This window comes from Micromonospora sp. NPDC005220 (assembly GCF_040607895.1).
In the GTDB taxonomy this organism is placed as follows: domain Bacteria; phylum Actinomycetota; class Actinomycetes; order Mycobacteriales; family Micromonosporaceae; genus Micromonospora.
In genome coordinates this window covers 1-8,543 of record NZ_JBEXHP010000171.1, presented here as the reverse complement: position 1 = coordinate 8,543, position 8,543 = coordinate 1, and the positions used below count along the sequence as shown (strand labels likewise).

The 8,543-nt window shown below is 71.3% G+C and carries 9 protein-coding genes; 2 read left to right on the top strand and 7 right to left on the bottom strand.

The features are described from left to right. The 3 genes from ABZU52_RS30860 to ABZU52_RS30850 form a co-directional block, all read right to left on the bottom strand. A partial coding sequence (locus ABZU52_RS30860; protein ID WP_354974452.1) for a cellulose-binding domain-containing protein occupies positions 1-572 on the bottom strand: 572 nt, incomplete at its 3' end. Positions 573-1,588: 1,016 nt separating this feature from the next. Next, entirely contained in the window at positions 1,589-2,569 is a 981-nt protein-coding gene (locus ABZU52_RS30855; protein WP_354974451.1) for a sulfite exporter TauE/SafE family protein, read from the bottom strand. A gap of 142 nt (positions 2,570-2,711) precedes the next feature. Next, a complete protein-coding gene (locus ABZU52_RS30850) occupies positions 2,712-3,176 on the bottom strand; it encodes an Rrf2 family transcriptional regulator (protein WP_007462839.1) in 465 nt (154 codons plus the stop codon). 266 nt (positions 3,177-3,442) lie between these two features. Between ABZU52_RS30850 and ABZU52_RS30845 the strand changes: the two genes are divergently transcribed. After that, a complete protein-coding gene (locus ABZU52_RS30845; RefSeq protein WP_354974450.1) occupies positions 3,443-4,111 on the top strand; it encodes a YceI family protein in 669 nt (222 codons plus the stop codon). An 86-nt stretch (positions 4,112-4,197) separates the two neighbouring features. Here ABZU52_RS30845 and ABZU52_RS30840 read toward each other — a convergent pair whose 3' ends face one another. The 4 genes from ABZU52_RS30840 to ABZU52_RS30825 all read right to left on the bottom strand — a co-directional run bounded on the left by ABZU52_RS30840 (position 4,198) and on the right by ABZU52_RS30825 (position 7,341). Further along, positions 4,198-5,082 (bottom strand): acyl-CoA thioesterase II, encoded by an 885-nt coding sequence (locus tag ABZU52_RS30840; protein ID WP_354974449.1) that lies wholly within the window; start codon positions 5,080-5,082, stop codon positions 4,198-4,200. Continuing rightward, the gene (gene pyk / locus ABZU52_RS30835) at positions 5,079-6,527 is read right to left on the bottom strand and encodes a pyruvate kinase (RefSeq protein ID WP_354974448.1); all 1,449 of its coding nucleotides are present in this window, start codon (positions 6,525-6,527) and stop codon (positions 5,079-5,081) included. The genes ABZU52_RS30840 and pyk overlap by 4 nt, the downstream gene beginning before the upstream one ends. Beyond that, entirely contained in the window at positions 6,527-6,850 is a 324-nt protein-coding gene (locus tag ABZU52_RS30830; RefSeq protein ID WP_354974447.1) for a hypothetical protein, read from the bottom strand. The genes pyk and ABZU52_RS30830 overlap by 1 nt, the downstream gene beginning before the upstream one ends. Before the next feature lie 128 nt (positions 6,851-6,978). Next, positions 6,979-7,341, bottom strand: a complete 363-nt coding sequence (locus tag ABZU52_RS30825) for a YciI family protein (protein ID WP_354974446.1) — start codon at positions 7,339-7,341, stop codon at positions 6,979-6,981. Between the two features lie 242 nt (positions 7,342-7,583). On the opposite strand from ABZU52_RS30825, the gene ABZU52_RS30820 reads away from it, so the two are divergent. Continuing rightward, complete coding sequence (locus ABZU52_RS30820) at positions 7,584-8,456, top strand: aldo/keto reductase (protein WP_354974445.1); 873 nt, start codon at positions 7,584-7,586, stop codon at positions 8,454-8,456. Positions 8,457-8,543: the final 87 nt, after the last annotated feature.

The window sequence follows — 8,543 nt, the reverse complement described above, 5'->3', positions numbered from 1 at the left end:
GTGGTCGGGGGTGGCGTGGTGGGTGGTGGCGTGGTCGGGGGTGGCGTGGTGGGTGGTGGCGTGGTCGGGGGTGGCGTGGTGGGTGGTGGCGTGGTCGGGGGTGGCGTGGTGGGTGGTGGCGTGGTGGGCGGCGGGGTGGTCGGCCCGTCGGTGGGCGGGGCGCCGGTGCAGGTGGTGCCGTTGAGCGCGAAGCTGCCCGGCACCGGGTTGCTGCCGGTCCACGAACCGTTGAAGCCGAACGAGGCGCTGCCGTTCGTGGCGATGGCGGCGTTGTGGTCGACGTTGCGTGCGGTGACCTGCGCACCGGACTGGGTGACAACGGCGTTCCATGCCTGGGTGACCTGCTGGCCCGCCGCGTACGACCAGGTGACGGCCCACCCGCTGACCGGGTCGCCGAGGTTGGTGACGATGACGTTGGCGCCGAAGCCGCCCTGCCACTGGTTCGTGATCTGATAGTCGACCCGGCAGCCGACGGCGGCGGCCGAGGCGACGACCGTGCCGAGGGTGCCGGCCACGACGGTGGCCGCCGTGGTGGCGGCGAGCAGGATCAGCCGATGTCTGGACGGGTGCATGCACTGCCTCCGGGGATCCGGTGGTGATCGCTGCGGCACACCGGCCCTGCCCGGGGAGGCACAGTGGACCAACCCCACCGCGACGGCGGCGGACGGCGATCTGATCGGGGTGACACGCCCTGGAACTCACGGATCCGACTCACCGCGATCGTAGGGCAAGCGCTTTCCGGCGCGCAACATCGACCAGCATCGCTTAACTGTGGGTGCCGCTCCTGCCTCGGTGATCGATGCCCGATCACATCGTCCGGGTGGGCTGACCCACTGGCACACCCGGGCTTCTTCGGCTAACCCCGCGCCCCGCGCCCCACGCGCCCAGGCCCCAGGGCCGCGCGTCCTCGCGCGATCTACGCAACTTCCCGGATGTTGCTGCCTCCGAGGCGCGAGATGCAGCAACATCCCCGATATTGCGCGGATCTTGACGACGAGCACCATCCCCGACCGACCGAGGCCGGGGGTTCGGGACGCCCACCGCCGCAAGGTCACGCTCGACCCAGGATGTAGTGACCACGGAACGCCGGGATGCCACTACTTCCAGGACAACACCGTTGCGTCAGCGCTGCCGCCGGCGGGTCAACCCGTGCTGGCGAAGGGGATCCTGGTCGGTCACCGTAGGTGGAGCGAGTAGCTCGCGCCGATCGTGCGGTTGCGGCCGTCGACACGGGTGGAATGCGGCTTGTGTCGGGGCAGAAATTGCGAGAGCGCGGAGCAGGGGCAGTGCGGGCGCGTCGATCATGCAGTTGTGGTGCCCGGCTTAGCGGTTTACGGGCGTTTTGTTGCCCACCACAACTGCATGATCGGCGAGGTGGCGCCGGTTGACGAACGGCCGTTCCGCCTAACGCAATGGCGTTGACTTCCAGGATCCTGCGCGATCTTGCGGCGCGGCGGCGGGACCCGACGGTGCAGCGCGCCACGACGGCAGGGCACAACGGCGAGACGGGGACGGCGCGACAGCGGGGCGGGGCGGGTCGCGGACGGGGGCGCGGACGGGAGCGCGGACGGGAGCGCGGACGGGGTTCTCAGCGTCGGGCGGACGTGCCCGTTGCGGCCAGATCGGCCGGCACCTCGCCGGCAGCAGCGGTGGTAGTGGCAACAGCCGCGGCGGGGGAAGCGCTGGTGGCCTCGGCGGCTTCGGCGCGGGCGCGGCGGGTACGGCGTAGGGCGCGTACGGCCAGCACCAGCGCGGCCAGCCAGCCGGCGGCCAACAGGGCGTACACGGCGGGTCGGGCGGGGCCGCCCAGTTCGGCGGAGCGGATCAGCGTGCGGGCGTTGGTCAGCACGATCACGCCGCCGATGGCCGCGCCGAGCAGTTGGGCGGGCACGATGCGCACCAGCCAGGCGGCCAGCGGGGCGGCGATGAGCCCGCCGATGAGCAGCGCGGCGACGGTGGGGAGGAGGAATCCCTCCGCGCCCAACCCGATCAGGAAGCCGATGCTGGCCGCGCCGGCCACGACGAACTCGGCGGTGTCCACCGAACCGATCACCTTGCGGGGCTCCATCCGACCGGACACCAGCAGCGCCGGGGTGGCCACCGGACCCCACCCGCCGCCGCCGGTCGCGTCGACGAAGCCGGCGACCAGGCCCAGGGAGCCGAGGAAACGACCGCGTAGCCGTCCGCCGACCCGGTCGGTGCGCAGTGGTCGGGCGAAGCGGACCAGGAGGTACGCGCCGAGCGTGAACAGAATGCCGGCCATCCACGGTGCGGCGGCCTCGGTGGAGATCGAGCTGAGCACTGTGGCGCCGGCGAAAGCGCCGATCGCGCCGGGCAGGGCGATGCGGGTCACCACCCGCCAGTCGACGTTGCCGAACCGCCAGTGCGCGACGCCGGCGGCGAGCGTGGTGCCGATCTCGGCCAGGTGCACCGAGGCCGAGGCGGCGGCCGGGGCGACCCCGGCGACCAGCAGCAGAGTGGACGAGGTCAAGCCGTACGCCATGCCGAGCGAACCATCGATCAGTTGCGCGACGAGCCCTACCAGAGCGAGGACCAACAGCTTGCGCACGAGCGCCCCCTGACTTTTAGGCATCTCCTATCGACTTGGTCGACAATGCGGGATGGGGCAGTCAGGGTCAAGCCCCCGATCGGTGGATGGGACGCCGCGGGCGGTGCGCGGGACGAGCGGCCGGGTGACGCCGGACCGGCGCTCAGATCCAGGCGCGTGGGTCGGCGGCCAGTTCGGTGACGCGCGCGGGCAGGGTGCCCGCTGCCACGTCGGCGACGCTGACCAGCTCCAGAATTTCCCGCTCGCTCGCCCGCAGCGCGATCCAGACCTCCTGGAGCGCGCGGGCCGGGCCGTGGTAGCCGAGCTGCTCGGGGCGCTGCCCGCGAACGTGGGCGAGGGGTCCGTCGATCACCCGGATGACCTCGGCGAGGGAGATCTCCTCGGCGGGGCGGGCCAGCCAGTAACCGCCCTCGGGGCCACGCTGGGCGTGCACGATGCCGCCCCGGCGCAGCTGAAGCAGGATGCTCTCCAGGAACTTCGGTGGGATCTCCTGGGCGCGGGCGATCTGGTCGGCCGTGACGGGCCGGCCGCGCCCGGGACCGCTGGCCGTCGCGGCGAGTTCGGCGGCCGCGCGGAGGGCGTAGTCGACCCGGGCGGAGAGGCGCATGTCGGCAAGGTTAGTCGCTGGTCAACCGGACGGGCGGGCGACCCTCGGCCGGTCGGCGCGCATCGATGGGAACTCGCGCCGTTCGCACCCGTAGCGAAGCCGGCGCGGGACCGGTCAGGCACCTCATGATCCACCGCACGGTGGCGGCCGAAATGCCGTTCCGGGGCGTCCCTATGCTGGGCGAGAGTACGAATGTCCGGCCCTTTACGTGGCCGCCAGCAACATATTGATAAACACCCGGGTTCGCTCGGGGGGAAGGCAACACGATGACCGATGTCGCCACACGCACCTGGGATGGAATGACCATCCCGGTTCCCGGCACCTATCTTCTCGATCAGGCGCACAAGCGGATCGGTTTCCTGTCCCGGCACATGATGGTGAGCCCGGTACGCGGCGAGTTCGCCGAGGCCACCGCGCAGATCTTCGTGGCGGAGGACCCGCTGCGCTCCTCGGTGACGGCCACCATCATGTCGGCCAGCATCACCACCGGGAGCGTCGACCGGGACACGCATCTGAAGAGTGCCGACTTCCTCGACGTGGAGCGCTTTCCCACAGTGGAATATCGAAGCACCGGCATTAAATGGCAGGGCACGGAGGACCCCATATTCCAGTGGGCGCGACTGCGCAGCCATCGGCTGGGCGGACGAGGCCGGAGTCACATTGTTCCGCCGCAGTCCGACGGCATTCCCGGACGATTCGTCCTCACCGGTGAGTTGATTGTGAAGGGAATCACCCGGGCCGTCGACCTGGAGGTGAATTTCGGTGGCGCTCGTCGCGATCCGTACGGGCAGAACATCCTCGGTTTCAGCGCGACGGCGGGCATCAACCGCGAGGACTACGGCCTGCTCTGGAACGTCGTCCTGGAGAGCGGCGGGGTGCTGGTCGGCAAGACGGTGCAGATCGAGATCGCCGGCGAGGCCATCTACCAGGCCTGAGAGACGTCATCCCCGCCAGTTGCCTGGCGGGGATGAGCGACAACCACCTGCGGGGATGAGCGACACCTACCTGCGCGGGATGAGCGTCAGGCGCCGACGCGGCGCAGCAGCCCCTCCTGGACGGCGCTGGCGATCTGCCGGCCGTCCGTGGTGAACATCCGGCCGGTGGCCAGCCCCCGCGCGCCGGACGCCGACGGGCTCCAGCAGTCGTAGAGGAACCACTCGTCGGCCCGGAACGGCCGGTGGAACCAGAGCGCGTGGTCCAGGCTCGCGCCGACCACACCGCCCGGCCCCCACACCTCACCGTGCACGGAGAGCACCGAGTCGAGCAGGGTGAGGTCCGAGGCGTAGGTGAGCGCGCAGGCGTGCAGCAGCGGGTCGTCGGGCAGTTTGCCGTCGATGCGCATCCAGACGCGCTGGTGTGGGTCGGCGGGCCGGTCGCCGGGGCGTACCCAACCGGGCTCGCCCACGTAGCGCACGTCGATCGGTCGTGGGATCTGGCCCCAGATGCCCAGCCGCTCCGGGTAGCGGGAGAGCCGGTCGGTCATCGTCGGCACGTCCTGCGGCGGGGGTACGTCCAGCGGGGCCGGGGCCTGGTGGTCCAGCCCCTCCTCGGCCCGCTGGAACGACGCCGACATGAAGAAGATCGGCTTGCCGTGCTGGAGGGCTACCGAGCGGCGGACCGAGAAGGACCGGCCGTCGCGGATGTTCTCCACCTCGTACGCGATCGGTTCGACCGGGTCGCCGGGGCGGACGAAGTACCCGTGCAGCGAGTGCACGAACCGCTCCGGGTCGACGGTGCGGCCGGCGGCGACCAGGGCCTGACCGGCGACCTGGCCGCCGTACACCCGTTGTGGGCCGACCGGGGGGCTCATCCCCCGGAAGGTCATCTCCCCGGTCGGGTCGAGGTCCAACACTTCCAGCAGCTGGTCCACCGCCGCCTGGCCGATCGCGACCCGACCGTCGCTCACTGCAGCGCCCGCGCCGACGCGGCGTCGACCAGCGAGCCGAGCTGGTGTACGCGCAGCGTGTTGGTCGAGCCGGGGGTGCCGGGCGGGCTACCCGCCACGATCACCACGTAGTCGCCGGGGTTGGCCCGGCCCAGGCCGAGCAGCGCCTGGTCGACCTGGCGGAACATGTCGTCGGTGTGCTGCACGAACGGCATCAGGAAGGTCTCCACGCCCCAGGTGAGGGCGAGCTGGTCGCGCACCTCGGGGACCGGCGTGAAGGCCAGCAGCGGCAGGTCGCAGTGCAGGCGGGACAGCCGGCGCACGGTGTCACCGGTCTGCGAGAAGGCGACCAGCGCCTTGGCGTTGATCGCGCGGGCGATCGACGAGGCGGCGACGGTGAGGGCGCCACCGTGGGTACGCGGGTCGTGCTGCAACCGCGGCACCCCGATCGACCCCGCCTCGGTGGTCGTCACGATCTTGGCCATGGTGCTGACGGTGAGCACCGGATACTTGCCGACGCTGGTCTCGCCGGAGAGCATCACCGCGTCCGCTCCGTCGAGCACCGCGTTGGCGACGTCGGATGCCTCCGCCCGGGTGGGGCGGGAATTCTCGATCATGGAGTCGAGCATCTGGGTGGCCACGATGACGGGCTTGGCGTTCTCCCGGCACAGCTGCACGGCGCGCTTCTGCACGAGCGGGACCTCGTCCAGCGGCATCTCGACACCGAGGTCACCGCGGGCGACCATGACACCGTCGAAGGCCAGCACGATGGCCTCCAGGTGCTCCACCGCCTCCGGCTTCTCGACCTTGGCCAGCACCGGGCGGAACACGCCCTCCTCGGCCATGATCCCGTGCACGAGCTTGATGTCCTCGGCCGAGCGGACGAAGGAGAGCGCCACCAGGTCGACGCCGAGACCCAGGGAGAAGCGAAGGTCCTCGGCGTCCTTGTCCGACATCGCGGGCACGCTGACCGCCACGTTGGGCAGCGACACGCCCTTGTTGTTGGAGACCGGGCCACCCTCGGTGACCAGGCAGCGGATGTCGTTGCCAGTGACGTCGGTGACCTCGACGGCGACCCGACCGTCGTCGATCAGCAGCCGGTCACCGGGCTTCACCTCCTGCGGCAGCTTGCGGTAGGTGCAGGAGACCCGCTCCTTGCTGCCGATGATGTCGTCGCCGGTGATGACGACCGAGTCACCGGTGCGCCACTCGTGCGGGCCGTCGGCGAACCGACCGAGCCGGATCTTGGGGCCTTGCAGGTCGGCGAGGACGGCGACCGGCTTACCCGCTGCCTCCGACGCCTCCCGGACCAGTCGGTAGACCGCCTCGTGGTCGGCGTGACTGCCGTGGCTGAAGTTGAGCCTCGCCACGTTCATGCCGGCCTCGACGAGACCCCGGATGCGCTCCGGGGACGAGGTGGCGGGACCAAGAGTGCAGACGATCTTCGCGCGGCGTGTCACGCCCATCAGGCTAGTCTCTCCTTCAGGTCGGACTCGGGGCCGACCCCTTGCAGGCAGCGGAACTTCTGTCCAACGACGCGCGGTGCGCGTCGGGCCGGCGGGCGGAACCGCACCGGGAACGTTGTGGCGACGGGCATCAGCGACCGCGCGCCGGGAATCGTACGCCTCTGGTGACGTGCGCCGTCGGGGTGCTCCCGGCGGCGGCTCACTCCGGGTGCCCCGAGGGCGGCAGGTGGCGGCTCACCGGGCAGGGCGTGCGGGGTGAGCGCCGCCGAGATCCGCTCGGCCCACTCGCGGTGCGGGCCGGCCTGGCCGGTGGCGGAGATCATGGCGACTCCTCGACCGGGGCCGACCCACGACACCGGGTACGCCCCGGCGGCGGCCCTCGCTGGGCGCGACCGTAGCACCGGCGGGCGGGCGGACGCCGTCGCCATCACGACAGCGATGGATCAGCCGCTCAGCTCTCCGTTTTGACCAGCGGAAACTCCAGGGAACCAGCCGGGCAGAGGAAGGTCAGCACCTCCACCCGGTAGAGCCCGGCCAGCACCGCCGGGTCGGCCTCCAGCACGCTGCGGACGTCGTCGACGCTGCCGGTGCGGGCCAGCCCGAAGCCGATCGGCGGCTCCGGGTTACTCGTCGTTCCGTCGATCGAGCCGGCGACCAGGATGATGCCGCGTCGCTGCAACGCCTGCATGTGTTCGGCGTGCTCGGCCTGCAACCGCTGCACGGTCTCGGCGGGTAGGGCCCGCCCGGCCGCGCCGGGATAGATCACGATGCACTCGTACGTGTCGAGCGCCAAGTTGACCTGCGGCACTCCCATGGGTGCTCCCTCCGCCGTCGCGCCGGAACGCACCGGCTCCGGCCAGCGTCGCACGGAGACCCCGGCCGTACCGGGCGCTTCCCGGCAACTCGGCTCGGCGCGCCCACGGCGTGTCCGCGCCCACACTCGGCCGACCGGCGGCATGGCGGTGCGGTTCCGGGGGATGATCGTTCGGTGGCGGGTGGGCTCTTCGCACCCGTGCTGTCCACCCCCACAACGACGAGACGATTGGGGATCGGGTAATGGCGACCAATATCAGTGAGCAGCCCGCGAAGGCGTCCGGCACGTACCGGATCGGTGGCGACGTCACCGTCAACCGGCTCGGGTACGGGGCGATGCAGATCACCGGCCCGGGTGTCTGGGGTGACCCGAAGGACCCGGCCGAGGCGGTTCGGGTGCTGCGCCGTGCGATCGAGTTGGGCGTGACGTTCATCGACACCGCCGACTCGTACGGGCCGTTCGTCTCGGAGTTGCTGATCCGGGAGGCCCTGCACCCGTACGCCGACGACCTGGTGATCGCGACCAAGGCCGGCCTGACTCGGTCCGGCCCGGGCGACTGGCGGCCGGTGGGCCGCCCGGAGTACCTGCGCCAGCAGTGCGAGCTGAGCCTGCGTCACCTCGGCCTGGACAGCATCCCGCTGTACCAGCTGCACCGGATCGACCCGAAGGTGCCGCTCGCCGATCAGCTCGGTGAACTGGCCCTGCTGCGGGAGGAAGGAAAGATCCAGCACATCGGGCTGTCCGAGGTGAGCGTCGCGCAGATCGAGGAGTCCCGGGCGATCACCACGATCGCCTCCGTGCAGAACCTGTACAACCTGGCCAACCGCAGCGCCGAGGACGTGCTGGAGTACTGCGAGCGCAACGACCTCGCGTTCATTCCGTGGTTCCCGATCGCGACCGGTGAGCTGGCCCGCCCGGGCGGCCCCCTGGACGCCATCTCCACCGCGCACGGCGCGTCGCCGGCGCAGCTCGCGCTGGCCTGGCTGCTGCGCCGCTCGCCGGTGATGCTGCCGATCCCCGGTACGTCCTCGGTGGCGCACCTGGAGGAGAACGTGGCCGCCGCCGACGTGCGGCTCACCGACGACGAGTTCGAGGCGCTCGCCAAGGCGAGCTGACCCACCGGTCCGGACGCCGTCGGGTCAGCCGGCGGCGTCCGAACCAGACTCCCGGGCGGCGCGCGGCGCCTCGGCCTCGCGGGCGGC

Excerpts from the sequence above, each read along its gene's own strand:
- ABZU52_RS30850 (WP_007462839.1), bottom strand. The coding sequence starts at position 3,176 with ATGCGCCTCTCCGCCCGGGTCGACTACGCCCTCCGCGCGGCCGCCGAA.
- ABZU52_RS30845 (WP_354974450.1), top strand. The coding sequence starts at position 3,443 with ATGACCGATGTCGCCACACGCACCTGGGATGGAATGACCATCCCGGTT.
- pyk (WP_354974448.1), bottom strand. The coding sequence starts at position 6,527 with ATGGGCGTGACACGCCGCGCGAAGATCGTCTGCACTCTTGGTCCCGCC.
- ABZU52_RS30830 (WP_354974447.1), bottom strand. The coding sequence starts at position 6,850 with ATGATCTCCGCCACCGGCCAGGCCGGCCCGCACCGCGAGTGGGCCGAG.
- ABZU52_RS30825 (WP_354974446.1), bottom strand. The coding sequence starts at position 7,341 with ATGGGAGTGCCGCAGGTCAACTTGGCGCTCGACACGTACGAGTGCATC.
- ABZU52_RS30820 (WP_354974445.1), top strand. The coding sequence starts at position 7,584 with ATGGCGACCAATATCAGTGAGCAGCCCGCGAAGGCGTCCGGCACGTAC.